Source organism: Egicoccus sp. AB-alg6-2, assembly GCF_041821025.1.
In the GTDB taxonomy this organism is placed as follows: Bacteria; Actinomycetota; Nitriliruptoria; order Nitriliruptorales; family Nitriliruptoraceae; genus Egicoccus.
Map to the genome: position 1 here is coordinate 119,493 of NZ_JBGUAY010000002.1, position 22,779 is coordinate 142,271.

A 22,779-nucleotide genomic window follows, 5' to 3' on the forward strand; every position below is an offset into this window, starting at 1 on the left:
TCGCGGTCCGTGCCCCGCTTTCTGCGCCGGCAGCCCCCGCCCGCCGATCCACGGGTTCTCGTCGAGGAGCACCTCGAGGCCGGGCGGCCGACCGGGTGGTTCGAGCCCCTCTACGCCCGCGCGCGGGGGGATGCCGGCGCGGTGCCCTGGGCCGAGCTGACCGCCCACCCCTACGTCGTCGACTGGCTCGACGACCCGGTCGTCGCGCCGCCCGGCCGCCGGGCGGTCGTGGTCGGCTGCGGTCTCGGTGACGACGCCGCCGAACTGGCTCGGCACGACTTCGAGGTGGTGGCGTTCGACGTCGCGCCCACCGCGGTCGCCTGGGCGCAGAAACGCTTCCGCCGGACGCCGGTCGAGTGGCGCGTCGCCGACCTGCTCGACCTGCCCGACGACCTCGTCGGCGGCTTCGACCTCGTCGTGGAGGTCCGTACGGTCCAGTCCCTGCCCGGGGTGGTGCGTGACGCGGCCATGCACGCGGTCGGCACGCTGTGCGCCCCGGGAGGCGTGGTCGTCGCCGTGACGCTGGTGGCCGGCTCGGACGCCGTGTCGCGGACGTGGCAGGGGCCACCCTGGGTCCAGTCGCCCAGCGAGCTGGCGGCCTACCGTGCCGCCGGGCTCGAGCGGGTCGCCCTCGAGCATCCCGACCCCGACGAGCGCGGGGTGATGGAGGTCCGCCTGACGATGCGGCGCCCCGGGCCCGCCTGAGGGTGGACAGCCCGTGGCTGCCGGTGGGGGCTCAGTGCGGGAGGTGGGCGGTCAGCGCGACGATGTCGGCGTCCAGGCCTGCCAGCACCGCGTCCGCGTCGGCCTGACGGAGCCGACGCTTGGTGCCCGCGTACGCGCGCGGTGGGAGTTGGGCCAGCTCCGCCGCACGTGAGCGCGCCACGGTCACCACGTCGTCGGCGGGTGCCAGTTCGTCGGCGAACCCGGCCTCCACCGCGGCGGCGGCGTCGATCCGCCGTCCGGGCAGCACCAGGTCCTCGAGTCGGTCGCCGCGCAGGTTGTGGCGCGCCAGGGCGATGCCGAACTCGGGGAGTTCGAAGTCGATCTGGGTCTCGGTCAACCCCCACCAGCCGCCCCCGGCCGCCACGGCGTGGTCGCAGGCCATCGCGAACATCGTCCCCGCCGCGATGGCGTGACCCGTCGCCGCGCACACCGTCGGACGTGGCTCGGTCCACAGGCGCATCAGGCAACGCCCGAACAGCACGAGCAACCGCTCGACGCCGGCGCCGCCGTTGGCCGCCATCCACTTCACGTCGAGGCCGGCGGTCAGGATCCCCTCGCGGCCCGCGAGCACGATCGCGCGCGCGTCGGCCGCCTCGTCGAGCGCCTCGATCAGGCCCTCGAACACCTCGGGGACGAGCGCGTTCTTGTTGCCGTCGTCGAGGGTGAGGGTCAGGACGCCCGCGTCGTCGAGGTCGGTGCCGATGTCCATACGTCTCCCGGTCGCCGGTGCGCGCTGATCCTAGGCCGCTCGCGACTCACACCAGCAGACGGGCCGGTGCACGCGAGGCGAGCGGCTCGTAGGCCTGCCACGCCGTCGCAAGCCGTCGCACGCCTTCGCGCAGGAGGGGTTCGGGACGGGCGAACACCAGCCGCAGGCAGCGCCGGTTGCCCTCGTCGACCGACAGGGCCGGACCGGGAACGACCGAGACCCCGTGCCGCAAGGCCAGTTCGGCGAACTCCTCGGCGTTGCCGGACGGCAGGGTCACCCACAGCGACAGACCGCCCGGAGGCCGGGTCCACTGCCACGACGGCAGGTGCTCGGCGAGCAGCGCGCACAGCAGGTCACGTGCCGGGACCAGCTCGGCCCGTCGCTCGGCCAGGATGTCGTCGGCGTGTTCGAGCAGCCGGACCGCGAGCAGTTGGCTCAGCAGCGGGGTGCCGAGGTCGGCGACCGTCTTGGTCGCCAGCATCCGCACCGCCCAGCTCGTCGGGGAACGGACCCAGCCGACGCGAACGCCGGCCCAGAACAGCTTCGCCGTCGAACCGAGCGTGTGGATGGCCCCCGCGCCGTTGGAGAAACCGGCGATCGGCGGCGGCAGGGTCGCGTCGTCGAGCGCGACGTCGCCCATCGCCAGGTCCTCGACGATGACGATCCCGGACGTGTCGGCGAGCTCGGCCAGGACCCGACGCCGGTCCTCGGGCAGCACCGCACCGGTCGGGTTGTGGAAGTTGGGGGAGAGGTAGACCAGCTTCGGTTCGGTCCGGGCCACCAGGTCGGCGATCACGTCGGTGCGCACGCCATGCTCGTCGACCGGCAACGGCACCATCCGCGCACCGAACCGGCGGAAGACGTCCAGCGCGCCGGGGAAGGTCGGGCTCTCCACGAGCACCGCGTCCCCGCGCTGCAGCGTCTGGCGGGCGACCAGCGAGATCGCCTGGTGTGCGCCGGTCGTGATCACGATCTGGTCGTCGGTCGAGGGCAGACCGGCGGCGGTGAACCGCGCCGCGACGATGTCGCGCAGGGCGCGCAGGCCGTGGGGCACGTAGCCGTGGTGGGCGACCAGCGAGCCGACGTCCTCGGGCGAAAGGGAGCTGAGGACGGCCACGACCCCGGGGGATCCGGTCACGGCGGCGACCGACAGCTCCACCACGTCCTCGTCCGACCGGGCCGGTTCCTCGCCCGGTCCGCTGCGCTGGTCGGCGCGGTCGTCCGAGAGGAACAACCGGGCCGTGGCCACCGCATCGACGCCCCCCCGCTCCTCGCCGGCCGGACGGCGGACCCAGGTCCCCGACCCCTGCCGGCTCTCGAGCCAACCCTCCGCCTTCAACCGGTCGTAGGCGGCCACCACCGTCGCGCGGCTGACCGTCAGCGACCGCGCCAGGATCCGCTCGGGAGGGAGCACGGTGCCGAGGGGGATCTCGCCCCGGTCGACCGCGCGCTTGAGCCCGTCCGCCAGCTGTCGGTACAGCGGTCCCTCGCCGCCCAGCGTGTCGGCGAGGATGCCAGCGAGATGCGGACCACTTTCGCGGATTGGCTCATCCAATAGCAGTCCAATACTGAGGGTCGTCCGGGTTGGACTGGAAGAACGGTCGTGGTACCGTACCTCGTACCAGGCCAAAGGGCACGGTTCGGCCTCCCACCGAATCGAGTACCGGGCCAACCGGAGACACACTTCGCGGCCCTCGGGCTCGGTCTTCGCCGAACCCACCGCGCGGCTCCGGACAACTTCATACGTACGCGAGGCGGCACGCTCCCTCTCCCAGCCACCTCGCGTCCCGCTCGAGCAACGACGGGTTCGCCACCTCTCCCCCCGGCGGCTCTCCCACCGCCCGGATGCTCTCCTCTCCCAAGTTCAGCGCATCCCGCGAACCCCGAGCTCGAGCCCACGACGTCCCCCCGGTTCTCCCACCGGGGGGACGCTTCGTTTCGCCGGTCCTTTTCAGGAGCGCTACCGCTCCGCTCGGGTCGCCGGCCCGCTCCCGCTCCGCGGCCCGGGGATCGCCTGCGCAGGGGGCGTTCCGCCCCGACCCACGCTCCACTCGTGAGCGTCGCTTCGCTCGCTCACAGCCCCTGCTCCGGCGATCCCCGGGCCGCTCCGCTCCGCTTGCCGTCGCTCTCCCGTCGCTCCGCCGCTCTCCGCGGACCGGGCTCTGCTTCTGCGGCGGGGGTCAGGTGAAGGGGAGGCTGGGGGTGCCTTCGTGGCCGTCGAGGAGGCGGACGCGGACGCTGCAGGCGCGGAGGAAGTCGCGGACGTCGTCCCAGCCGTCGTAGCGGCCGCCGGCGGCGACGACCTCGCCCAGGCCGGAGTTGGCGATCAGCTTGGCGCAACCGAAGCAGGGTGCGCCGGTGCAGTACAGCGTCGCGCCGCTGCGTTCGGCGGGGGAGGAGTACAGCAGCGCGTTCGCCTCGGCGTGGATGGCGATGCAGCGCTCGTAGTCGTGCCCCTGCGGCGCGTTGGAGGCGGCCCGCGGACATGCGCCCTCGTCGCAGTGTCCGAACCCGGACGGCCCGCCGTTGTAGCCCGTGGCCACGATCCGCCGGTCCTGGACGATCACCGCCCCGTGCTTGCGTCGCGCGCAGGTGGCCCGACTCGCCGTCGTCCGCGCCAACTCGAGGAAGTACTCATCCCAAGACGCCCGCTGCCCCACGACAACCTCCCACGACGCGCGGAGCCTACCCCGACGCGCCGTCCACCCGACGTGCGGTAGGAGAGCGGAGGCGGGGTGGTCGCCGGAGCATGGGCGGTGAGCGAGCGAAGCGACGCTCGCTCCTCGTCACTGCCGGGCTCGCCACGCACGTGCGGCCCGCAAGGTGATGGAGCCGACCTCACCGTCGTCGTCGACCCCGAGCGCACGCTGGAACGCCTTCGTCTCACCGACGGTGAGTTCCAGGAAGTTGCCCTTGGGGACGATGACCTGTGGGCCGCCGGCCTGCTTGCGCCACGGGACCAGGAAGTCGCGCTGCCACTCGAGCACGTCCTCGCCGTGCAGATGCGGCGTGCGCAGCTTGAGGAGGCGGTCCCCCAGCTTGCGTGGGGCCTCGACCTGATAGGCCGGTCGGGCGAAGCCGGCGATCTTCGTACGTCGATTCTTGCGCATCACGCGGCCACCGCTTCCGGAGCCGGCCGCGTTGGTGTTGCCCTCGATCGTCGTGACGACCCCGCCCTCCCCGACCTTCTCGACGAGGCCGACGTGGGCGATCCCGAGTGGCCGCTTCGGGCTGGGCTTCTCGAAGCTGAAGAGGACCAGGTCGCCGCTGCGGGGACTGGTGTGCCAGCGGCCCGCCGTGTTCGCCGCTGCGTAGATGCCCGGCGTCCACGCGGTGAAGGTCATGCCGTTGCGCGGGGCGCCGACCTGCGCGAAGCACCAGGACGTGAACATCGCGCACCACAGCTGACCGTTCAGGCCGTACCACTTGCCGTACTTGGTTCTGCGGCCGGGGGCCTCGACGACGCCGATCTCGGCTCGGGCGACCTCGAGGACGCTCGCCGCCGTGAAGCCGTTCACTTAGCCGTCACCGTCCGGATCCTGCGTGGGCTGCGGGCCGTCCTCGGGCCGTTCGGTGTTGTCCGTCGGCTCGAGCAGTTCGTTCTCGAGTTCGCGGACCCGGTCCCAGTCCTCGAGCTCGACCGCCCTGCGGTGTGCCGCGGCCGCCGGGTCGATGTCGCTCATCGCCGACCTCCTCTCCGCCCCGCCCCACACATCAATGTCCGCTCGGGTTCGGCGGTCGTCAAGGAACGCCGCCGGGAGCCCGACGAGTCGGTCGGAGCGGGTCAGAGGTTGCCGCGGCGGGCCTGGGCGCGTTCGATCGCTTCGAACAGCGCCTTGAAGTTGCCGGCGCCGAAGCCGCGCGAGCCGTGCCGCTGGATGATCTCGTAGAAGACCGTCGGCCGGTCCTGGACCGGCTCGGTGAAGATCTGCAGCAGGTAGCCCTCCTCGTCGCGGTCGACGAGGATGCCGAGGGCGGCGAGGTCGTCCCAGGACTCGCCGACGTCGCCGACGCGTTGCCTGGCGTCGAGGTAGTACTCGTCGGGCACGGGCAGGAACCCCACGCCCCGGCGCTGCATCGCCCGCACGGTGCCCACGATGTCGTCGGTGGTCAGCGCCAGGTGTTGGACGCCGGGGCCGTCGTAGGCGTCGAGGTACTCCTCGATCTGGGACCGCTTGCGTCCTTCGGCGGGCTCGTTGATCGGCATCTTGATGCGGCCGTCGCCGTCCCACAGCACCTTGGACATCAGGGCGGAGTACTCGGTCGAGATGTCGTCCTCGCCGAAGTGGCGCAGCTGCGAGAAGCCCAGGATGCGCTGGTAGAACTCGGCCCAGGTGTCCATCTCGCCGTAGGCGACGTTGCCGACCACGTGGTCGATGGTGGCGAGCCCGAGTTCTGCGGCGACGGGGTCGTGCGCGACCTCGCGGTAGCCGGGCAGGTGCACGCCCGAGTAGTCGTCACGTTGCACGAAGGTGTGGATGGTGTCGCCGTAGGTGCGGATGGCGGCGCGCTGCACCTTGCCGTGGTCGTCCTCGTCGACGCGTGGACGGGCGTGCGGGCGGGCTCCCCGCTCGACCGCGAGTTCGAACGCGTCGGCGGCGTCGGCCACGCGGAAGGCGACATCGCGGATGCCGTCGCCGTGGCGCGTGACGTGGCGGGCGATCTCGTGGTCGGCGCGCAGCGCCGAGGTGAACACGAACCGGATCGCGCCCTGCTGCAGCACATACGAAGCGCGGTCACGGACGCCGGTCTCGGGGCCGGCGTAGCCGACGAGGCGGAAACCGAAGGCCGAGCGGTAGAAGTGGGCCGCCTGCTTGGCGTTGCCGACCCAGTACTCGATGGCGTCGTAGCCGAGCAGCGGCAGGTCACGGTGGGTCACGTCGAGGCTCCCTCCTCTCGCGGACGACGGGTGACGTCGTGCGCGACTGTGGGACGGCACTGCACCGTGGCGCGGGTCACGCACCGGGGACGCTGCGATCAACGATCCGGACGAACCGGGCGTTTCGCCCGACCGGCGACGTTGACGTGCCGGAAGGCAGGGTACGGATTCCTCCCCCGGCGCCCGGCGTTCCGCGGTCGTACCGGCGGCCGGGGCGCGCTGATCGCAATACGGCGAGCGGTCGGCGGGCGGACGTGACCGCCGCGTTCAGGCGGGCGGGATCATGCCTGGCGGCAGGTCCGTGCGGCCCTGCAGGGGGGAGAGTTCGAACTCCTCCCGGCCGATGCGCAGGAACTCGACCGGCCGGTCGCCGGCGAGGTGTTCCTCGACGATCCGGGGGACGTCCTCGACGGTGACGCCGCCGTACCAGACGTCGTCGGGTGCCACGTAGACGGTGGGTCCGACCATGCACGGCTCGAGGCAGCCGGACGCCACCACCTTGATGTCGACCAGTCCCTGGCGCCCGGTCTCCTCGCGCATGGCCTCGAACAGCCCGGCGGCCCCGCGGCGGATGCACGACGGTCGGGGATGTTCCTCGGGACGCTCGTTGATGCACACGAAGACCCATTTCCTGGGCATGCCGACACGTGCCATCCGGGCATCCTCCCGTCGCGCTGGACCGTCGCGGTCACCGTAGCCTGTGGCGGCCGTCGAGCGAGGAGCCCCACCGCATGGCCCAGGACGCCGCCATCGAGACCCTGTTGCGCCGGACCCGCCGGATCGCCGTGGTGGGCGCTTCGGACCGCCCGGACCGGCCGAGTCATGGCGTCATCCGTCGACTTCTGCAGGCGGGCTACGAGGTGGTGCCGGTCAACCCGCGGGCCGACGAGGTGCTCGGGATCCCCACCGTGGACGCGCTGTCGGACATCGAGGGCCCGGTCGACCTCGTCGACGTCTTCCGCCGGTCCGAGCACCTGCCGCAGGTGGCCGAGGAGGCCGTGGACATCGGTGCGCCGGCGATCTGGTTGCAGAGCGGCCTGATATCCGACGCGGCGCGACAGGCGGCCCACGACGCCGGGATGACCTACGTCGAGGACCGTTGCCTGGCGGTCGAGGTGGCCGTGCGGGGCATCACCGCGCCCGCCGACGGCTCGAGCTAACCGGCGGCATCGACGTCGGGCCCCCGCCCGTCGGAGCGGTACAGGGCCGGGTCGAGGAACGCGTCGCGGTCGAGCACCGCATGCCCCCGGAGCACGTCGAGCACGTCGAGGAACTGCTTCGCCGCGGCCACGTCGTGCACGCGCGCGACGGTGTCGCGCACCTCGGTGAGCGGGACGAGTGCCGCGAGGGTCCCGGGGCCGCGATCGTGTGGCACGGCGCGGGCGATGGTGCCGATGAAGTCCTTGCGCGAGATCGCCACCAGCAACGTGTTGGCGAACCGCTCGCGCAACTGCGCGAGCCCGGCGAGCACCGCGACCGTCTGCGCCGGGGTCTTGGACAGGTCGATGCCTGGGTCGAGCACGACGCGGTCGGGATCGATCCCGCGTGCGGCGAACCGTTCCAGCCGACGCGCGAACCAGTCGCCGACCTCGACGACGACGTCGTCGTACAGGTCGGGGTCGGTGAGACGCTGCTTGACGGGCCCGATGTTGTGGGTGAGCACGAACCTGGCGTCGGTGCCGGCGACCGCATCCAGGATGGTGTCGTCGTCGGTGCCCGAGTAGTCGTTCACGATCGTCGCACCGGCCGCGACGACGCCGGCGGCGACCGCCGGCTTGTAGGTGTCGACGCTCACCGTGACCCCGGCGGCCACCAGGGCCGCCACGACCGGCTCGAGGGCGGCCAGTTCCTGCTCGGCGGGAACCACGGGCGTGCTCGGTGACGCGCTTTGGGCCCCGAGGTCGATCACCTCGGCGCCGTCGGCGACCAGGCGCAGGCCGTGCGCGATCGCCTCCTCCGGGCCGTCGCTCCCGGCGCCCGGTGTGCTCGAGAACGAGTCGGGGTTGAGGTTGACGATGCCCATCAGGCGGGGGTTCACGGCTGCTCCGGTGGCGAGGGCGCGGTCGGCCAGGGTGCCCGACCGCCGCCGGCGGCGTGCAGCGCGACGGCCAGGACGTCCCGGGCGACGACGGCGAGCTCGTCGACGTCCTTGTGCCGGTGCGCGATCGGGTCGAGGTCGACCTCGACGACGCTGCTCGCACCGTGGCGGGCCTCGAGCCCGAGCAGCATCGACAGCTCGAGCCCGTACCCGGGGTGCAGGACCAGCTCGCGCACGGCGTCCGTGCGGACCGCGACCTGGCCCGACAACGGGTCCCGGAGTCCGGCGAGCCCGCTGCCGAGCAGCTCCAGTGCCGGTCGCGCGACGAGTTCGCTCACCCGACCCGAACGCACGGTGCCGGTGGCCGGATCCAGGCGGCGGCACACGCCCTTCACGAGGGCGACTCCGTCCTGCAGGGCGTCGAGGAGGCGGCGCACGCTGGCGACGCCCAACCCTTCGACGTCGGCGTCGAGCAGCACGATCTGCTCGGCCTCGGTCGTCCGCAGCAGCTTGCCGACCGCGTCGCCCTTGCCGGTCACGGGGCGTCCGGCGAGTGCCGGCGCCGACACCACGTCGAGGTCGTGCTCGGCCGCGCGCTCGGCGGTGCCGTCGCCGGAACCCCCGTCGAGGAGGACGGCGCGGTCGACGACGCCGAGGTCGAGGAGCTGCGCCGTGAAGGCGGCGAGGCGCGGTACGTGTTCGGCCTCGTCGAGGGCGGGGAACGCCAACAGCCTCAACGCCTGGTCCTCTCGTGCCGGCCGACGGCGGGCCATACTGCCGGTCCGGGTCCGGCAGAGGAGCGACGGTGCTCACGTGGGTGGTGGTGGCGGTCACCGCGATCGTCGCCGTGGCGGTGCTGGCGTTGCTGGTGATCCGCGAACCGGTCGTGCCGCGGCGATCGGTGGCCGCGGTGACCGGCCCCGAGCAGGTGCGGCGCACGTTCCGCTACGTGTGGCCCGGCTACGACCCCGCCGAGGTCGACGCCCACCTCGCGGCGGCGGCGCAGGCCTGGGACGACGATCGGGGTGGTGGGCGGGATCGGCTGGGTGGGGCAACGAGCGAGCGGAGCGAGCGAGACGATCGGGGTGGCGGGCGGGAACAGTTACGTGAGGAACTCGAGGATGGCGGCGGCGACGGCGCCGGGGGACTCGACCGGTGACCAGTGCCCGACGTCGGGCAGCACCTTGACGCGGCTGACGGGGATCGACGACTTGAGCTCCTCGGCCATCGCCAGCGGCGTGGAGCGGTCGTGAGCGCCGGTGACGATCAGGGTCGGTTGCCCGATCTCGTCGCGGCGGATCTTGGGGGCGTCGGCGAGGGCGCGACACGACTTGGCGTAGCTCTGCGGCTCGTTGCGCAGGAACTGTTCCCGCAGGAGGCCCACCATGCCGCTGTGTGTGGCGTGGCTCTGCGGCGAGACGGCCCCGTCGAGCCAGGCGTCCACGAGCGGGTCGAGCCCGTCCTTCTCCACGAGGTCGGCGCGCTGGCGGTAGGCGTCGGCCGTCGGCGGTTGGAAGTAGGAGATCCCGCCGACGAGGACGAGTTGGTCGCAGGACTCGGGGCTGGTCTGGGCCAGGTGCTGGGCGACGAGCGTGCCGAGCGAGTGCCCGACCAGCGTGACCGCCGGCAGTTCGAGGTGGCGGATCAGCTTCTGGACGTCCTTGGCCCAGCCCTCGATCGAGAACTTCCCACGACCCTGGCTACGGCCGTGGCCGCGCAGGTCCAGTGCCACGCAGTGGTGGTGCTGCTTCATGGCCTGCATGACCCCGTGCCAGCTGTTCGCGCTGCCTCCCAGGGCATGGACGAAGACGACGGGCGGACCCTCGCCGTAGCTGACGTAGTGGAGGGTGTTGCCGTCGATGTCGGCGAACATGCGAAGTCCTTCGTCGTCACCCTGGTCGCCGCGACGTTGGCGCGCGCCCGAACGGGTGCTTGGCTGGCGCCCGGACCGTGCCGGGCGTGGCGCCTGGTCGGGCGCCGGTGGCGCGCCGAGCCTAGCTGCGGTGGGAGGGAACCGACGTGCGGCTCGAGGTGACCCAGCTGGTGGCGGCGACGCCGGAGCAGGTGTGGGCGGTGCTGACCACTTGGGAGCGGCAGCCGCAGTGGATGCTCGACGCCCGGGCGGTCGAGGTGCTCACGCCACAGCGCGAGGGCCTCGGCGTGACGGTGCGGTGTCCGACCAACCTGCTCGGCGCGACCGTGCAGGACGTGATGCGCGTCACCGGCTGGGATGTGCCTCGCCGTCTCGAGGTGACCCACCTCGGGTCGATCATCACGGGATCGGGAGCGTTCGAGCTCGAATCCGACGATGCCGGCACGCACGTGACGTGGTGGGAGGAGATCACCCCGCCGTTCGGGCGGCTGGGGGAGTTCGGCGCGTCACGCCTCGCCCTGCCCGTGCTGCGCCGGATCTTCGGTCGCAGCCTCGCCAACCTGGCCGCCCTGGTCGAACGCGACGTCGCGTCCGGGCGCGTCTGAGGCGTCCGGACGCCACGCGGGTCGAAAGCGTCAGCTCCGCGTCGGCGACGACTCGTGGGGGAGGTGGGTGAGGTCGACGACCTCGCGCACGCCCTCGACGTCGGCGACGTCACGCAGCAGGGCCTGCCGGCGCGTCTCCGTGTCGATCTGGCCGCGGATCTCGACGACACCTCCGTCCCGCACCGTCGTGACGACCTTGCTGGTGTCGACCTCGCTGCGGCCGATCGCCTGCGACCGCACCCGCTCGAGCAGGACGGCATCCGAGGGATCGGTGACCTCGGGCACGGCGTCGATGGCCGCACCGACCGACCGTTGTGCGACGTCGCGTCCGCTGTCGACGGCCTGCTCCTGCAGGTCGCGGCCACGGGCGGCGGCCCGCTGGGCCAGCTCGGCGCGACGGGCGTTGCCGCGGTCGGGATCGGCGAAGTAGGCCGCGACCGCACCGAGGAGGGTGCCGATGCCGAGCCACAGCAGGCGGCCCGCCCATCCGGCGCCACCGTCACGGTCGGTGTCGATCCCGAGGTCCTCGTCGGGGATGATCAGGGCGTGTTCGCGGTGGTGCATCGTCGGCGCTGTCCTCGTGTCGGAAGCAAGGGCGTGTGGGAACGAACCCACAGCGAAGCGGTCGCCCCCACCGGACGCCACCGACGAACGATCACACCGCCCGCGTTGGCGTCAGACGGCCGCCTGGGGCCGCGAGCGTCGGGCCGCGACGTCGGCGCGGAACGCGTCGAGTTCGACGACGCGCTGCTCCACGGACCCGCGCGCGACGATCGCGGCGCCGTGTCGCACCAGCACCTCGCAGACGAGCTTGGTCGGGCCGACGGTCGCGACCGTCGCGGTGAGCACGACGGTCTCGCCGATCGGCACGGGTGCGCGGTGGACGACGTCGAGTCCGGCGCCGACGCCCTCCTCGCCGGGTTCGAGGTGGGGCACGAGCATCGAGCGCGCCACCTGCTCCATGTGGCCGACGAGGGCCGCGGTGCCGTAGACCGGGTGGACCTGTTCCCCGTCGAAACTCGCGGCCATGTCCGGGGTCACGGTCACCTCGAGGGTGGCCGTGGCGCCGCGCGGGGGTCCGACTCGCATGTGGTCGTGGTCCTGTACTCGTGGGGCGGCTAGGTGTCGCCGAACAACCGGTGCAGCGTACGTCGCAGCGGACCCGTCCCGTCGCCGTCGTGGCGGACGGCCCGTGCATCGCGCGCCACGGGGGTCGCGGGCGGCTCGTCGCCGGGCGGTGCGCCGACGGCGACGACGATCAGCGGGTCCGGGGCGCGGTTGTCGATGCCGTGCACGACGCCGGCGGGCACGAGCATGGCGCCCATCGGATCGAGTCCGACCTCGCCCTCGTCGGTGACGAACCAGGACCGGCCGCCGACCACGGTGTAGGTGAGGTCGCGGTCGGGCTCGTGCAGCACCCCCGTGGCCTGGTGGGGCTCGATGCACCACAGGTCGAGGGCCAGCTGCGGCGACGCCAGCACCCGGACACGGGTGGCGGCACCCGCGGAGAAGTCGACGTAGTCGCGCAGGTCGACCGGGACGACGCCGGGGGCGCTGCTCGGCGGGGTGGGGGCGCCGTCACCGGAGCCGGGGGCACCCTGGTCGGATCGGGGCGGGGGGTCGTGGTCCATACCGCCATCGTAGGGCCGGCGTGCGGTCACTAGGCTCGGCGCTCACGATCCGCCTGCGCGGGTCGAACCATCCGTTGCTGCCAAGGAGTCCCCGTGCCCGTCGACGTCACCGCCGACCCCCTCGCCCGCAGCGAGGCCGCCATGCTCGCCGTCGCCGCCTACGCCGGCAACGGGGACGGCGACGCCGTCGCGCCCGTGCCGGCCGGTGGCGCCGCGGCACTCGGCGAGGCGCTGGGCATCGACCTGGCCGCCGAACTGCGGACGGTCGGCTTCTCCGGCAACGCCGGCGAGGTGGTTCGCATCCCGACGCGTGGAGCGGTTGCCGCATCCACCGTGGTCGTCGTCGGCCTGGGAGCCGCCGACCGGCTGACCACGGACGGGCTGCGGCGGGCCGCCGCTGCCGTCGCGGGCGCCGCGGAGCGGGTTCCGTCGCTGGCCACCGACCTGCCGGCCGCGCTCCCCGACGCGGACCCGGCCGATGCGGTTGCGGCCGTGGTCGAGGGCATCTCGCTCGGCAGCTACCGGTTCGGCACCTACCGCTCCGAGGCGCCGGTGCACGACCTCGAGACCACGACGCTTCACCTGGCCGAGGTCGACGGCGCCCGCGACGCGGTGGCCGTCGCCGAGGTGGCTGCCCGGGCCGCGCGGTACGCACGCGACCTGGTGAACACCCCGCCGCAGGACAAGCGCCCGCCGGCGTTGGCCCAACAGGTCGCCGAGGCCTTCGCCGGCACCGACGTGGCCGTGCGCATCCTCGACGAGGAGGCGTTGGAGGCCGGTGGCTACGGCGGCATCCTCGGGGTCGGTCGCGGCTCGTCCGAGCCGCCGCGCCTGGTCGAGCTCACCTACGCGCCGGAGGGTGCCGGCCGCCACGTCGCGCTGGTCGGCAAGGGCATCACCTTCGACACGGGCGGCATCTCGCTGAAGCCGTCCGAGTCGATGGAGACCATGAAGATGGACATGGCCGGCGCGGCGACCGTGGCCGCGGTCGTGCGGGCCGCGTCCGAGCTGGCCCTGCCGGTCAAGGTCACCGGTCTGCTCGCCCTGGCCGAGAACATGCCGTCGGGGACGGCGACCCGGGTCAGCGACGTGCTCACCATGAAGGGCGGGAAGACCGTCGAGGTGATCAACACCGACGCGGAAGGTCGCCTCGTGCTCGGCGACGCCCTCGTCCACGTCTGCGAACTGCAGCCGGACGCGATCGTCGACATCGCGACGCTGACGGGCGCCGCGGTCGTCGCACTGGGCGAGAAGATCGGGGTCCTGATGGCCTCCGACGACGATCTCGCGTCCCGGCTGCTCGACGCCGCGAAGCACACCGGCGAGCCGTTCTGGCAGTTGCCGCTGGCCACCGAACAGTACGGCGACCGTCTCGAGGGCTCCATCGCCGACCTGCGCAACTCGGGCAGTCGCGCGGCCGGCACGATCTTCGCGGGGCTGTTCCTCCACGAGTTCGTCGCGGACGGCATCCCGTGGGCGCACCTGGACATCGCCGGGGTCGCCTGGGCCAACGAGGCCGCCGGCTACCAGGGCAAGGGCGCCACGGGCGTGCCCGTCCGCACGCTCGTCCGCTGGCTGCAGGCCGGGTGAACGCCGCGCCGAACGCCGGTCACGTCCTCCTCGTCAACCATGCCGCGGGCAGCTCCGAGGACGCGGCGATCGCCGAGGCCGCCGCGGTGCTCGAGGAAGCCGGCAGCGCGGTCGAGCTGCGCACCTGTCACGACCCCGCCGACGTGGACGGCATCATCGAGGCGCTCGACGGGCGGACCCTGGTGGTCTGCGGCGGCGACGGCTCGCTGCACGTGGCGGTGAGCCGGCTGCATGCTGCCGACCGGTTGTCGTGCCCGGTCGGTCTGCTGCCGCTCGGCACCGGCAACGACTTCGCGCGCGCCGTCGGTCTGCCGCTGGACGACCCGGCCGCTGCCGCCCGTCACCTGGCTGCCGCGTCCCCCCGACCGATGGATCTGCTCGCCGAGGACGGTGGACGGATCTGCGTGAACGCGCTGCACCTCGGCCTCGGCGCGACGGCCGCCGCGAGGGCCGAGTCGATGAAGGCGTCGCTGTCCGACCTCGCCTACCCGGTCGGTGCGCTGCTGGCCGGCGTCACCGAGACGGGCACCGACGTGCGGGTCGAGGTCGACGGCGAGACGGTCAGCGACGGCCCGGCGCTGATGGTCGCGATCTGCAACGGGACCGGGTTCGGGGGCGGGGCGCGGATGGCGCCCGACGCCGACCCGGCGGACGGCCGCGTCGACGTCGTGGTCGTGTCCGCGACGGGCCCGTTGGAGCGGACCGCCTTCGGCCTGGCCCTACAGCGGGGCACCCACCTCGAGCGGGACGACGTACTGCTCCTCCGTGGGCGTCGGGTCCGTGTGCAGGGCGACGCGCTGCGCGACGACGTCGACGGCGAACTCGGTGAGCCGAGCGACGCGCCGAGGACCTGGCAGGTCGAGCCGGGCGCCTGGCGGTTCGTGGGCTGAGGATCGAACGTCCTACGCGGTAACGGGCGCTGCCTTCTGCAGGAAGCGTTCGCGGTCGACCAGCACCCGCCGGTGGCGGATCTTCGCGACCGTCTCGCCCTCGTCCTCGACGATGACGTTGAACTCGAGCCGCCGGCCGTGGTGGCCGATCAGCGTCGCGTGCGCGCACACGGTGCGTCCGACCGGCGTCGCCTTGAGGTGTTCGATCTCGGCCCATGCGCCGACCGAGGTCTGCCCCTCGGGCAGGTCCTCGCAGATGGCCTGGACACAGGCGCCCTCGGCCAGGGCCAGCAGGGCGGGCGTTCCCAGCAGGGGTACGTCGCCCGAGCCCACCTGTTCGGCGGTGTGTTCGGGACCGACGGTGAGGTGGCGGTTGACGCGCAACCCGGGGTCGCAGCGACCCATGGTCTTCGTCCTTCACATCGGAGATCCGGGCGGACGCCCGGACCTTTCGAGGGTAGCGAGCCGACCGCCGAGCGCGACCGGACCGGGTGGGCGGCGGCCACCGGCGTGGCCCCGCCGTCCGATCACCACCATCCGACGGGGGGCCGGGTGGTCGAGCGGACGGAGGAAACCGACTCCGGCGCTTCCGGCCGGGGCCGGTGCCCTTCCGACCCGTCGACCCGACCGGCACGATGTCAACGACCGCGGTCGGGGGGCGCGCGGTACCGCGCCGCGAACGCGGGCGGGAGAACGCTCGAGCCCTCTCTACGGAGGACACCATGACCACCCCACCAAACGACCCGAACCGCCCGCCGGAGCGCGAGCGTGAAGTCATCGTCACCAACGGTGATGGCGGTGGCGGTGCCGGCACCGCCATCGCGGTCATCGTGGGCATCATCGCGATCATCGTCCTGCTGTTCGTCCTGTTCGGCTCCAACCTGTTCGGCGGCGGCGGCGATGGTGGGGGCGGCGGCCTCGACGTCCCCGACGAGGTCGACGTCAACGTCGACGCCGACACCGGCGGCGGTGGTGGCGACGCCGGCGGTGGCGAGGAGGGCGGCGAAGGCTGACCCAAAGACGCACCCGTACGACGGCGCCCGCGTCGAGGTCCCCGACCTCCGGCGCGGGCGCCGTCGCGTGCGCCCGCGCAGCAGGCCGCCCGGAGCGGGTTGGGCTTTTCGGGGTCGCGACTGGCAGGCTTCGCGCCGCGGCCGGATCCGGCCGTTCTCGGCGGCGCCCGCTGGCACGACCGGCCGGGTGACCCGACCACTCGTCGTTCTGAGGAGACATCGCCCGTGGAGGCCCCTGCCGCCGTCCTCGCGCTCGTCCTGGCCATGACCGCCGTCGGTGGTGCCGCCCTGGTCTGGTTCTTCCCCACGTGGGGCGCGGTCCGCCACGGCTACGAGGTGCTCAGCGCGACGCTCGTCGCGCTGCTGGCCTGGGGTGCCTGGGGATCGCTGCGGGCGCCGGTGCGCACCCTTGAGGCTTCGGCGTCCGCCGCCGACGGCCGACTCGCCCTGCAGCTGCTGCTCGCGTTCACCGTGCTCAGCGCCCTGGCGGCGCTCGTCCTGGCCCTGCCGCTGCCCGCCGTCCTCGGCCGCGTGCTGGGCGTTCTCGGCACGCTGGCGGGACTGGGCGCCTTCGTGCCGCTCGCGGCCATCCGGGCGACACGGGGCGGGGCCGGGGGGTTGGCGCAGGGCATCGCCGAGCTGCTGCTCGGCTCGTTGCTGCTCGGCGGCATCTGGGCCGGCATGGTCCTCGGCCACTGGTACCTGGTCGAGCGACGGCTCTCGAACCGCTACATGGTCACGATGGCGTGGGCCAACGTCGCGGCCGTGGCGGCCGGTGTCGCGTCGGTGCTGCTCTCGGGCCGCAACCCCGCACCCTGCGAGGATCTCGCCGGCGCCGCCTTCGAGACCTGTGCCCGCACGTTCTCGCCGATCCTGCGCATCGGGTCGATGACGCTGGTGCTGGGGCTCGGGGTGCTGGCCCTGATCGCGCTGATCGCCGGGTTCAACGTCAAGCTCGCGCGCGAGGGCGGTCGCAGCATCCAGGCCTCGACGGGCATGTTCTACCTCGCGGTCATCCTGGCGCCGGCGGCAGAGTTCGCGGCGAAGGTCCGGTTCTACTGATTCGCACGCGCGGACGTTCGGCGTGCGGCGAGCGCGCCTGCGCTGGGGCCGTGCGCCGACGCGGTCGACAGGGCTGGTGGTGCCCGGCCGGTGCCGCCCGGCGCGTTATCCTCCGCGCGGCGTCCAGCCACCCCGCCCGACACCCCCGCCCGACCCGGAGCATCGTGCCCCAACGCTCGCTCGCACCCCACGTCCTGCTGCGGGACACCCCCACGGACACCCGTGGGGCGACGTCGACCCGCGAGGTCGACCTGTCGTACGTGCACGACGCCGCCGAGGCGCCGAGCTGGGACGAGATCGCCGAGCAGTACGGGGACATGGTCTACACCATGGCGTTCCGGCTGACGGGCGACCGTGACGAGGCCCGCGACCTGGCGCAGGACGTCTTCGTCCGCGTCTACCGCAACCTCGACCGCTACCGCCCCGGGACGTTCGAGGGCTGGCTGTACCGCATCACCAAGAACCTGTTCCTCGACCGGGTCCGGCGTCGCACCCGTGTGCGGCTCGAGCCGCTGCCCGACGAGGAGTGGAAGCAGCCGAGCGAGTCCGATCCGGGACCGGCCGAGACCATCGAGGCCGGCGTCCTGCGCAGCGACCTCGAGACCGCCCTCGACGACCTTCCGCCCTCCTTCCGCACCGCCGTCGTGCTGTGCGACGTGCAGGGGCTGAGCTACGAGGAGATCTCCGACGCACTCGGCTGGCCCATCGGCACCGTGCGCTCCCGCATCCACCGCGGCCGCAAGGCCCTGCGCTCCGCGCTCGAGAGCGGTGCGCACCATGGTTGAGCGCCACGTCACCGGCGACCGCATCTCGGCCTTCCTCGACGACGAGCTCGCCGAACCCGCCGCCATGGCCGTCACCCGGCACCTCGCCGACTGTCCCGCCTGCCTCGGCGAGCTCGAGGCGCTGCGCCGCACCCGCGACGCGCTCCGCAGCTGGGCCGCGACGCCCGCCCCGGTGGTCCCGGTCGGGGCGATCGCCCGGCCGGGCGTGGTGCACCAGGTGTCCCGGGGCCTGCGGCTGGCCTCGGCCGGCCTGCTTGCGACGTTCGCGCTGACCGGCCTGGCCTACCTCGTCGGCGAGGACCGCGGCGAGGTGGTGCCGCCCGCCGACCTGTTCCTGATCGACCACCTCGCACGTACCGGTGACGGTCCGCTGCCGGCACCCTACGGATTCAACGAGCAGTGATGCTCCGGGTGCTCACGGCGCTCCTCGCCGCCGCGCTGTTGCTCCCGACCATGCCAGCCCGGGGCGCCGAGGCCGAGACGGTCGACCCGCCCGCGGCCGACCGCGGTGACGGGATCGCGTGGCTCGAGCGAGCGCTGGCCGCCTCCCGTGACGTGCCGCACACGGGACGGCTGCTGGTCGTCTCGTTCAGCCGCGAGGGGCCGCAGCTGACCGAGGTCGAAGTCACCCGCGGCGTCGACGGCGGCCTGACCGTGGTCAAGGAAGGCGGGTGGGAGGTCGGGCGCGTCGGCGAGGAGGCCTTCCTGCGCTCGTCCGGGACGCTGTTGCGCCTGGGCGGGATCGAACGCGGCAGCTCCGTCGACCTCGACCGGCTGGCCGACAAGTACGCCGTCACCTCGGACGCCGAACCGGCCCGGCTCGACACCGGGCCCGCCCGGGTCCTGCGGCTGCGCGAGCACGGCGGCGAACACGACCGCGAGGTGCTCTACCTCGACGTCGACACCGACCTGATCGTGCGCCGCGAGACGTTCGGAATGGACGGCGAACCCATGCGTGTCGTGGCCTACACGGCCCTGGAGGTCGTCGACGCCCGGGTGGTCGCGCCCGATCCCGAGGGCCTGGAGGTCGAGGCCTTCTCGCTGACGGCGGGCGACCTGGCCGGCTTCCAGGCCCGCGGGTTCGTCGCCCCCGACGCCCTGCCGGCCGGGTACCGACTGCTCGGCGGGTTCGAGCGCCCCGAGGCCAGCGTCCCGACGATGCACCTGGTCTACGGCGACGGGCTCTACACCCTGTCGGTCTTCGAGCAGCAGGGACGCCTGTCGCCGGCGGCGCTGGAGGGCGCGTCCCTGCTGCCCTCGCCGACGGGCGGGGCCGTCTGGCGCCTGCCCGGCTCCGAACCCCGTCGGGTGATCTGGCGCGGCGATGGCCGGACGTTCACCGCGATCACCGATGCGCCGGTCGATGAGCTTCTGACCGTCGTCGCGGGTTTGCCCAACGACCCGGCGCCCAGCATGCTGGGTCGCCTCACCCGCGGCATCGGCCGTGTGGGCCGATGGCTGTGGCCGCTGGACCGGAGCGATACGTGAGCTACGACCGCGAGGAATGGCGGCGCCCCTGGCGCGGCGAGGACACCCCGCTGCCCCCGCAGGACGCGGCGCCCACGGCCTCGCCCGCGGCGCCGACGGCCTCACCGGCGGCCGGGTCGTCCGCCTTCGAGGGTCGTACCGTCACCCGACCCATCGCCCGCTACCCGCAGCCGCCCCCCTCGCAGTGGGACGAGGCCTCCTCGGGCCCCGGTTCGCCGGCCGGTTCGGTTCGCCCACCGGACACCACCGGGACGGTGGACGCCCCCGAGCGGCGTGGCCGGCGTGGCGGCACGCTGCTGGCGCTGCTGGCGGCCGTGCTCGGCGGCGTCATCGGCACGCTGGCGACGCTCGCCGTGATGCTGCCGGAAGCCGCGACCGGTGAGGGCCCGGTGTCCGCGCCCCCGATCGAGATCAACGGCGAGGCCGGGACGGTCGTGCCCGCGGTCGCCCAGGCCGTCACCCCCTCGGTGGTCAGCGTCGAGGTCCCCGGCGGCGCGGCGGCCATGGACCCCACCGGCGCCGGTGGGCTGGGCTCAGGGGTCATCTACCGCTCGGACGGCTACATCCTGACCAACCACCACGTCATCGATGGCGCCGGGACCGTCCGTGTCCGCCTCTCCAACGGTGACCTGCTCGAGGCCGAGGTCGTCGGCAGCGACGAACTCAACGACATCGCCGTCATCCGGGTCGAACGCACCGACCTGCCCCAGGTGAACCTGCGTCCCGACGACGAGCCGCTGCAGGTCGGCGAGACCGTCGTCGCCATCGGCTCGCCCTTCGGTCTCGCCGGATCGGTCACCGCCGGCATCGTCTCGGCGCTCAACCGCGAGCTGCGCGTCGACGGCGACGACGGCCCGCTGCTGATCCCGGCCGTCCTGCAGACCGACGCCGCGATCAACCCGGGCAACTCCGGCGGTGCGCTCGTCGACGCGCGCGGCCGGCTGATCGGCATCAACACCGCCATCCTCACCCGCACCGGCGCGAGCCAGGGGGTCGGGTTCGCCGTCTCCGCCGAGCAGGCGATCATGTCCGCGGACCAGCTCATCGAGCAGGGCTTCGTCGAGCACCCGCTGCTCGGCGTCTCCGGCCTCGACGTCTCACCCGAGGTCGCCGAGGAGTTCGGCCTGGACTCCTCGCGCGGCGCGATGGTCGACTCGGTCCAGGACGGCACCGGGGCGGCGGACGCCGGACTGCGTCCGGGCGACATCATCGTCGCCGTCGACGGCGAGGACCTCGCCACCATGTCCGAGCTCGTCGCCGAGGTGCGACGCCGCCAGCCGGGCGAGACGCTCACGCTGACGATCGTGCGGGACGGCGAGACCATCGAGGCCGAGGTCACCCTCGGCGTGCGTGAGTAGACGTGCTCCCCGGACCGCAGGAACTGCTCGTCATCGCCGTCGTCGCGTTGCTCGTCTTCGGCCCCGACAAGTTGCCCGAGCTCGCGCGCAACGGCGCCCGACTGCTGGCGCGTTTCCGGACCGAGACCCAGCGCGGGCTCGAGGAGTTCAAGCGCGCCGCCGACATCGAGGACCTCGACCGCGAGCTGCGCGGCATCAGCCGCGAGCTCGACGAGACCCGGCGTGCCGTCACACGCCCCTTCGAGGACGCCGTCGGCACGGCCCGCCGGCCCGCAGCACGTGCGGGCGCGGCGGGGCCGACGCCGCGCGCCGACGACGACCCGCCCCCGTTCGACCCCGAGGCGACCTGATGCCGCCGACCGCCCCCCTTCCGACCCCGCCGGTGGGACGCCGGACGCAGACGGCCGCGCTGGTCGTCATCGGGCTGTCCTACGCCGCCGTGACGTCCGGCCGGTCCGCCGTCCTGGACCGTCGCGCCGCGAAGGCGCTGGCCTACCCGCTCGGCCACCGCGTCGACCGGCTCGTCGCGGCCGGGACCGACCTCGGTTCGGTCTACGGCCTGGCAGGGGTCGCCGGCGTGCTCGCCGCGACCGGACGGCGCCGGGCCGCGACCGACGTCGCGCTGGCGGGCCTGGCCGCCTGGGGCGCCGCGCAGGGGACGAAGCCGCTGGTCGGACGGGAACGGCCGTACGTGGTCGAGGGCGCGGACCGGCTCGTCGCGGTTCCGGCGGGGTCGTCGTGGCCCAGCGGCCACATCGCGGTCGCCGCGGCGATGGCCAGCGCGCTGGTGCCCCACGTCGGGCGGGGACGGCGGCGCTGGCTCCACCTCGGTGCGGCCGCCGTCGCCGTGTCGCGCTGCTACGTCGGCGTGCACCACTTCACCGACGTGGTCGCCGGCTGGGGGGTCGGGGTGCTCGCCGAGGCCGCCACCCGTGGCACCAGGCGCGGCTGGGCGAGCCTGCGCCGTCGGGCTACGAGACGCTGAGCGGCAGGGATCGTCCGACGATCGAGTGCTTGCGGGCCGCGATCTGGCGCGCGACCTGCTGGATCGCAATGGACGCCGGCACGTCGGGGTTCGACAACACCAGCGGCAGGCCGGCGTCGCCACCCTCGCGCAGGCGCGGATCGATCGGGATGCGGCCGAGCAGCTCGGTGTCGAGCGCCTCGGCGAGCTCCTCGCCGCCACCGGCGCCGAACACGTCATGGCTCGAGCCGCAGTCGGGGCAGGTGAAGCTGGCCATGTTCTCGATCACGCCGGCCACCTTCATGCCGGTCTGCTCGGTCGCCTTGCCGGCTCGCAGCGCCACCTTCTGGGCCGCCTGCTGCGGCGTGGTCACCACCACCATGTCGGCGTTGGGCAGCATCTGCGCCAGCGAGATGGCGATGTCACCGGTCCCCGGCGGCAGGTCGCACAGCAGGAAGTCGAGCTCGCCCCAGTGCACGTCGCCGAGGAACTGCTGCAGCGCGCGGTGCAGCATCGGGCCGCGCCAGATCACCGAACGGTCGGGATCGGTGAAGAACCCGATCGAGATCACCTTGCAGCCGTGGGCCTGCAAGGGCATCACCATGCCCTCGAACGCGACCGGCTTGCCCGAGACGCCGAGCATCCGCGGGATCGAGTAGCCCCAGATGTCGGCGTCGAGCACGCCGACGTTGTGCCCCTGCTGGGCCAGCGCGACCGCGAGGTTGACCGTCACCGACGACTTGCCGACGCCGCCCTTGCCCGACGCGACCGCGATGACCTTGGTCGGCGAGTCGGCGGAGGCGAAGGCGATGTCCATCTGCGGGTTCGCGGCGCCGCGCTCCGCACGCAGGTTGGCCGACAGCTGCTGGCGCTCGTCGTCGGTCATGGACCCGAACGAGACCTGGACGTCGTCGACGTCGCGCAGTTGGCGCACGGCGTTGGTCACGTCGCGGGTGATGCGGTCCTTGAGCGGACATCCCGGCACCGTCAGCTTGATGCGCACGCCGACGTTGCGGCCCTCGATCACCACCTCCTCGACCATGCCGAGTTCGGTGATGGGCTTGTCGATCTCGGGGTCGTCGACGGTCGCGAGGACCTCGAGGACCTGCTCCTTGGTGGGCACGCCGGACCTTTGTCGTCGCTGGTGTCGTGGCTGGGATCGTCGGAG

At 73.3% G+C, this 22,779-nt stretch carries 29 protein-coding genes; 14 read left to right on the plus strand and 15 right to left on the minus strand.

Features of this window, described 5'->3' with window-relative positions:
- Nucleotides 1-9 precede the first annotated feature (9 nt).
- Nucleotides 10-705, plus strand: coding sequence for a class I SAM-dependent methyltransferase (locus ACERMF_RS03195; RefSeq protein ID WP_373667575.1), 696 nt, complete (start codon nucleotides 10-12; stop codon nucleotides 703-705).
- Nucleotides 706-736: 31 nt separating this feature from the next.
- On the opposite strand, the gene ACERMF_RS03200 is transcribed toward ACERMF_RS03195, so the two are convergent.
- The 7 genes from ACERMF_RS03200 to ACERMF_RS03230 all read right to left on the minus strand — a co-directional run bounded on the left by ACERMF_RS03200 (nucleotide 737) and on the right by ACERMF_RS03230 (nucleotide 6,968).
- Nucleotides 737-1,435, minus strand: coding sequence for an enoyl-CoA hydratase-related protein (locus ACERMF_RS03200; RefSeq protein WP_373667576.1), 699 nt, complete (start codon nucleotides 1,433-1,435; stop codon nucleotides 737-739).
- Between the two features lie 46 nt (nucleotides 1,436-1,481).
- Nucleotides 1,482-2,990: a PLP-dependent aminotransferase family protein gene (locus ACERMF_RS03205; RefSeq protein ID WP_373667577.1), complete on the minus strand. Its 1,509-nt coding sequence runs from the start codon at nucleotides 2,988-2,990 to the stop codon at nucleotides 1,482-1,484.
- Nucleotides 2,991-3,615: 625 nt separating this feature from the next.
- On the minus strand, nucleotides 3,616-4,095 hold the full coding sequence (locus tag ACERMF_RS03210; protein ID WP_373667578.1) for a cytidine/deoxycytidylate deaminase family protein: 480 nt from the start codon (nucleotides 4,093-4,095) through the stop codon (nucleotides 3,616-3,618).
- A gap of 126 nt (nucleotides 4,096-4,221) precedes the next feature.
- Nucleotides 4,222-4,953, minus strand: a complete 732-nt coding sequence (locus ACERMF_RS03215; protein WP_373667579.1) for a CHAP domain-containing protein — start codon at nucleotides 4,951-4,953, stop codon at nucleotides 4,222-4,224.
- Nucleotides 4,954-5,118: a hypothetical protein gene (locus tag ACERMF_RS03220; protein ID WP_373667580.1), complete on the minus strand. Its 165-nt coding sequence runs from the start codon at nucleotides 5,116-5,118 to the stop codon at nucleotides 4,954-4,956.
- Between the two features lie 101 nt (nucleotides 5,119-5,219).
- The gene (gene hppD / locus ACERMF_RS03225) at nucleotides 5,220-6,314 is read right to left on the minus strand and encodes a 4-hydroxyphenylpyruvate dioxygenase (RefSeq protein WP_373667581.1); all 1,095 of its coding nucleotides are present in this window, start codon (nucleotides 6,312-6,314) and stop codon (nucleotides 5,220-5,222) included.
- Nucleotides 6,315-6,581: 267 nt separating this feature from the next.
- Nucleotides 6,582-6,968: a ferredoxin gene (locus ACERMF_RS03230; RefSeq protein ID WP_373667582.1), complete on the minus strand. Its 387-nt coding sequence runs from the start codon at nucleotides 6,966-6,968 to the stop codon at nucleotides 6,582-6,584.
- Between the two features lie 77 nt (nucleotides 6,969-7,045).
- Here ACERMF_RS03230 and ACERMF_RS03235 point away from each other — a divergent pair, with 77 nt between their 5' ends.
- Nucleotides 7,046-7,474: a CoA-binding protein gene (locus tag ACERMF_RS03235; protein WP_373667583.1), complete on the plus strand. Its 429-nt coding sequence runs from the start codon at nucleotides 7,046-7,048 to the stop codon at nucleotides 7,472-7,474.
- On the opposite strand, the gene folP is transcribed toward ACERMF_RS03235, so the two are convergent.
- Together folP and ACERMF_RS03245 are read right to left on the minus strand one after the other, a co-directional pair.
- Complete coding sequence (gene folP, locus ACERMF_RS03240) at nucleotides 7,471-8,352, minus strand: dihydropteroate synthase (RefSeq protein WP_373667584.1); 882 nt, start codon at nucleotides 8,350-8,352, stop codon at nucleotides 7,471-7,473. The genes ACERMF_RS03235 and folP overlap by 4 nt on opposite strands.
- Nucleotides 8,349-9,089, minus strand: a complete 741-nt coding sequence (locus tag ACERMF_RS03245; protein WP_373667585.1) for a hypothetical protein — start codon at nucleotides 9,087-9,089, stop codon at nucleotides 8,349-8,351. Before ACERMF_RS03245 ends, folP begins: the two co-directional genes overlap by 4 nt.
- A gap of 68 nt (nucleotides 9,090-9,157) precedes the next feature.
- Between ACERMF_RS03245 and ACERMF_RS03250 the strand changes: the two genes are divergently transcribed.
- Nucleotides 9,158-9,511 (plus strand): hypothetical protein, encoded by a 354-nt coding sequence (locus tag ACERMF_RS03250; protein ID WP_373667586.1) that lies wholly within the window; start codon nucleotides 9,158-9,160, stop codon nucleotides 9,509-9,511.
- Here ACERMF_RS03250 and ACERMF_RS03255 read toward each other — a convergent pair.
- Entirely contained in the window at nucleotides 9,455-10,225 is a 771-nt protein-coding gene (locus ACERMF_RS03255; RefSeq protein WP_373667587.1) for an alpha/beta fold hydrolase, read from the minus strand. The two genes, ACERMF_RS03250 and ACERMF_RS03255, sit on opposite strands and share 57 nt — an antisense overlap.
- A gap of 146 nt (nucleotides 10,226-10,371) precedes the next feature.
- Here ACERMF_RS03255 and ACERMF_RS03260 point away from each other — a divergent pair, with 146 nt between their 5' ends.
- Nucleotides 10,372-10,830 (plus strand): SRPBCC family protein, encoded by a 459-nt coding sequence (locus ACERMF_RS03260; RefSeq protein ID WP_373667588.1) that lies wholly within the window; start codon nucleotides 10,372-10,374, stop codon nucleotides 10,828-10,830.
- 30 nt (nucleotides 10,831-10,860) lie between these two features.
- On the opposite strand, the gene ACERMF_RS03265 is transcribed toward ACERMF_RS03260, so the two are convergent.
- The 3 genes from ACERMF_RS03265 to ACERMF_RS03275 form a co-directional block, all read right to left on the minus strand.
- On the minus strand, nucleotides 10,861-11,394 hold the full coding sequence (locus ACERMF_RS03265; protein WP_373667589.1) for a hypothetical protein: 534 nt from the start codon (nucleotides 11,392-11,394) through the stop codon (nucleotides 10,861-10,863).
- Nucleotides 11,395-11,505: 111 nt separating this feature from the next.
- Complete coding sequence (locus ACERMF_RS03270) at nucleotides 11,506-11,919, minus strand: thioesterase family protein (protein ID WP_373667590.1); 414 nt, start codon at nucleotides 11,917-11,919, stop codon at nucleotides 11,506-11,508.
- A gap of 29 nt (nucleotides 11,920-11,948) precedes the next feature.
- Entirely contained in the window at nucleotides 11,949-12,461 is a 513-nt protein-coding gene (locus ACERMF_RS03275; protein ID WP_373667591.1) for a hypothetical protein, read from the minus strand.
- Nucleotides 12,462-12,554: 93 nt separating this feature from the next.
- Between ACERMF_RS03275 and ACERMF_RS03280 the strand changes: the two genes are divergently transcribed.
- Together ACERMF_RS03280 and ACERMF_RS03285 are read left to right on the plus strand one after the other, a co-directional pair.
- Nucleotides 12,555-14,051: a leucyl aminopeptidase gene (locus tag ACERMF_RS03280; protein WP_373667592.1), complete on the plus strand. Its 1,497-nt coding sequence runs from the start codon at nucleotides 12,555-12,557 to the stop codon at nucleotides 14,049-14,051.
- Nucleotides 14,048-14,941 carry a diacylglycerol kinase family protein gene (locus ACERMF_RS03285; protein WP_373667593.1) on the plus strand — a complete coding sequence of 298 codons (894 nt, stop codon included), beginning with the start codon at nucleotides 14,048-14,050 and terminating at the stop codon, nucleotides 14,939-14,941. Before ACERMF_RS03280 ends, ACERMF_RS03285 begins: the two co-directional genes overlap by 4 nt.
- A 12-nt stretch (nucleotides 14,942-14,953) precedes the next feature.
- On the opposite strand, the gene ACERMF_RS03290 is transcribed toward ACERMF_RS03285, so the two are convergent.
- Nucleotides 14,954-15,346 (minus strand): thioesterase family protein, encoded by a 393-nt coding sequence (locus tag ACERMF_RS03290; protein ID WP_373667594.1) that lies wholly within the window; start codon nucleotides 15,344-15,346, stop codon nucleotides 14,954-14,956.
- A gap of 317 nt (nucleotides 15,347-15,663) precedes the next feature.
- Between ACERMF_RS03290 and ACERMF_RS03295 the strand changes: the two genes are divergently transcribed.
- The 8 genes from ACERMF_RS03295 to ACERMF_RS03330 all read left to right on the plus strand — a co-directional run bounded on the left by ACERMF_RS03295 (nucleotide 15,664) and on the right by ACERMF_RS03330 (nucleotide 21,632).
- Nucleotides 15,664-15,954, plus strand: coding sequence for a hypothetical protein (locus ACERMF_RS03295; protein WP_373667595.1), 291 nt, complete (start codon nucleotides 15,664-15,666; stop codon nucleotides 15,952-15,954).
- Nucleotides 15,955-16,179: 225 nt separating this feature from the next.
- Nucleotides 16,180-17,016: a hypothetical protein gene (locus tag ACERMF_RS03300; protein ID WP_373667596.1), complete on the plus strand. Its 837-nt coding sequence runs from the start codon at nucleotides 16,180-16,182 to the stop codon at nucleotides 17,014-17,016.
- A 251-nt stretch (nucleotides 17,017-17,267) separates the two neighbouring features.
- Nucleotides 17,268-17,801, plus strand: coding sequence for a sigma-70 family RNA polymerase sigma factor (locus ACERMF_RS03305; protein ID WP_373667903.1), 534 nt, complete (start codon nucleotides 17,268-17,270; stop codon nucleotides 17,799-17,801).
- Nucleotides 17,794-18,204 carry an anti-sigma factor gene (locus tag ACERMF_RS03310; RefSeq protein ID WP_373667597.1) on the plus strand — a complete coding sequence of 137 codons (411 nt, stop codon included), beginning with the start codon at nucleotides 17,794-17,796 and terminating at the stop codon, nucleotides 18,202-18,204. Before ACERMF_RS03305 ends, ACERMF_RS03310 begins: the two co-directional genes overlap by 8 nt.
- Nucleotides 18,204-19,289, plus strand: a complete 1,086-nt coding sequence (locus tag ACERMF_RS03315; protein WP_373667598.1) for a hypothetical protein — start codon at nucleotides 18,204-18,206, stop codon at nucleotides 19,287-19,289. The genes ACERMF_RS03310 and ACERMF_RS03315 overlap by 1 nt, the downstream gene beginning before the upstream one ends.
- Nucleotides 19,286-20,647, plus strand: a complete 1,362-nt coding sequence (locus ACERMF_RS03320) for a S1C family serine protease (RefSeq protein ID WP_373667599.1) — start codon at nucleotides 19,286-19,288, stop codon at nucleotides 20,645-20,647. Before ACERMF_RS03315 ends, ACERMF_RS03320 begins: the two co-directional genes overlap by 4 nt.
- A 2-nt stretch (nucleotides 20,648-20,649) precedes the next feature.
- Nucleotides 20,650-20,997, plus strand: coding sequence for a twin-arginine translocase TatA/TatE family subunit (locus ACERMF_RS03325; RefSeq protein WP_373667600.1), 348 nt, complete (start codon nucleotides 20,650-20,652; stop codon nucleotides 20,995-20,997).
- Nucleotides 20,997-21,632: a phosphatase PAP2 family protein gene (locus ACERMF_RS03330; RefSeq protein ID WP_373667601.1), complete on the plus strand. Its 636-nt coding sequence runs from the start codon at nucleotides 20,997-20,999 to the stop codon at nucleotides 21,630-21,632. Before ACERMF_RS03325 ends, ACERMF_RS03330 begins: the two co-directional genes overlap by 1 nt.
- Here the strand turns inward: ACERMF_RS03330 and ACERMF_RS03335 are convergent.
- The gene (locus ACERMF_RS03335) at nucleotides 21,619-22,734 is read right to left on the minus strand and encodes an Mrp/NBP35 family ATP-binding protein (protein ID WP_373667602.1); all 1,116 of its coding nucleotides are present in this window, start codon (nucleotides 22,732-22,734) and stop codon (nucleotides 21,619-21,621) included. The genes ACERMF_RS03330 and ACERMF_RS03335 overlap by 14 nt on opposite strands.
- Nucleotides 22,735-22,779: the final 45 nt, after the last annotated feature.